This window comes from Mesorhizobium sp. M7A.F.Ca.CA.003.01.2.1, assembly GCF_003998945.1.
GTDB classification, from domain to species: Bacteria; Pseudomonadota; Alphaproteobacteria; order Rhizobiales; family Rhizobiaceae; genus Mesorhizobium; species Mesorhizobium ciceri.
Genome location: NZ_RZRA01001015.1, coordinates 1 through 1,908, shown reverse-complemented (window position 1 = coordinate 1,908; position 1,908 = coordinate 1). Strand labels below are relative to the sequence as shown.

Here is a 1,908-nt window from a genome sequence, read left to right as displayed (position 1 = left end):
CGACCAGGACGATCTTCCAGATGAGGGCGATGCCGGATCGCGACGCGGCGGCAAGATAGGGCTGCAATTGCGGCAGCAGGATATGGCGGATGCGATCAAGGCGGCCGAAGCGATAGACGGTGGCCATCTCGGCATAACTTGGATCAAGCGTCCTGGCGCCTTCACGCATCGTCACCACGACATTCGGGATCTTGTTCACCGCCACCGCGCCGATCGCCGCCGCCTCGTTGAGGCCGAACCAGATGTAGCCGAGGACGATGACCACCAGCGCCGGGATGTTGAGGAACAGGATCACCCACGGGTTGAAAAAACGGTCGACGCGACGATAGCTGCCGAGCAAAACGCCGATGACGGATCCGATGATCATTGCGACGATATATGCTGCGGCGACCCGGCCGAGGGTCACGCCGAGATGGTAAAAGAGGTCGCCGCTCGCAGCCTCCCTGAGAAGCACCTGCCAGACCTGCCCAGGTCCTGGAAAGGCACGGCTTGGCCAGACGCCTGCCGCAAGGTTCCACAGCAGGCAAAGCCCGAGCAGGGAAACCGCTACGGTCAGCGCGGGCGCCAGTGCCGTCGCCAGGCTGCGTCGGCCGGACATGCTCGGCGGGGCATCACGCGTGCCGTCGGTTTCCGATGCGGTCATTTCCAGGGTTCCTGCCAGAATGTGCCGGGCGCCATCTCCGCCGCGCTGCCGACCAGCTTCGCGCCGCCGATCGCCGCCAGCACATGGTATAGCCTGCCGGCGTCAGCCGCTTCCTCGGCGACCGACCGTCTGGGAATGCCCTGACGATAGCGATCGCGCAGTTTTTCCAGTTCCTTGCCTTCCGCGCGAATGATCGGCGCCAGACGCAGCCATTCGTCATCGGATCTGGCCAGCAAGTCTTTGGCTTGCGCGGACGCCCTCACGAACCCCCTGACGGCATCGGGGTTCTCGTTCGCCCATTGGTCATGGAAGACGTAACCGAGCGCCGACACGGGTCCCAGAGCCCCAAGCGTCTTTGCCGCGTCATTCACGCCGATCAAGCGACGGAAGCCATTGGCCTCGAGACGGGCGCAAAAATGCCAGAAATTCAGCACTGCATCGAGTTCGCCCTGTATCGCCTTTTCCGAAATCAGCGGCGGCGCGCCAAAGACGATGTCGCTGGTTGCCGACAGGTCGACGCCGAGATCGCGTCTGGTCAGCGCTTGTATCAGCAGCCAACTCTTGTCGAGCGGGCCGCCGGCGACGCCGATCTTCTTGTCCTTGAGATCGGCGACCGTCCGGATCGGTGAACCCTCCTTCACCATGATCGCGCCCACGGCGGTGGAATAGGGGAACAATGTGAGGTCGCCGCCTTCGGAGCGCTGGCGCGAGACCCACAGCCAGTCGGAAACGATCATGTCGATCGCGCCAGCCTGCATCGCGACGTTGGTTGCATCCTCGCCGGCGAAGTCGATGATCTCCAGATCGATCCCGTTCGCGGCATCGAACTTGTGCTGCCGTAGCGTATCGAGTTCCCAACTCACGGTTCCAAACTTCAGCACACCGAGGCGAATCCTGGCTGCCGCAACGGCTGGCCTGGTAGCAAGAACAGCGGCTGTCCCGAGAACCGCCAGACGCAACGTCATGCGCCGTGAAACCATCATGACACCTCCTCCCCAGGGTTCCGCGCTGCCAAATCAGATGGCTCGTTCCTTGCTCGGAAATGCGCATTTCCAGCGCATGACCTTGAGGGTCGGGTGTTCTTGAGACCATTTCGCGATTTCGCTGGGGGCAAGGAACATGCATTGGAACAGGGTGCCGCGGCTCTCGAAATAGAGATGTTCGTCTCGGCAATTGCTCGGATTGGCGCTGAGGCAAACCGTCAATATGAGATCGACCATGTCCATTCAGCACCTCTTGCGCGTTCCCAAACGCCCATCTCGGCG

General features: G+C 62.2%; 3 protein-coding genes. All 3 read right to left on the bottom strand.

Annotated features, from left to right (window positions below):
• On the bottom strand, positions 1-643 hold a 643-nt coding region (locus tag EN969_RS29030), incomplete at its 3' end, for an ABC transporter permease subunit (protein ID WP_127419622.1).
• Positions 640-1,626 carry an ABC transporter substrate-binding protein gene (locus tag EN969_RS29025; protein ID WP_063167846.1) on the bottom strand — a complete coding sequence of 329 codons (987 nt, stop codon included), beginning with the start codon at positions 1,624-1,626 and terminating at the stop codon, positions 640-642. The genes EN969_RS29025 and EN969_RS29030, both read right to left, overlap by 4 nt.
• Before the next feature lie 33 nt (positions 1,627-1,659).
• Positions 1,660-1,869 carry a hypothetical protein gene (locus EN969_RS29020; protein WP_013532063.1) on the bottom strand — a complete coding sequence of 70 codons (210 nt, stop codon included), beginning with the start codon at positions 1,867-1,869 and terminating at the stop codon, positions 1,660-1,662.
• Between the last annotated feature and the right edge of the window lie 39 nt (positions 1,870-1,908).

Coding starts and splice junctions, on each gene's coding strand:
- EN969_RS29025 (WP_063167846.1), bottom strand. CDS start 1,626: ATGATGGTTTCACGGCGCATGACGTTGCGTCTGGCGGTTCTCGGGACA.
- EN969_RS29020 (WP_013532063.1), bottom strand. CDS start 1,869: ATGGACATGGTCGATCTCATATTGACGGTTTGCCTCAGCGCCAATCCG.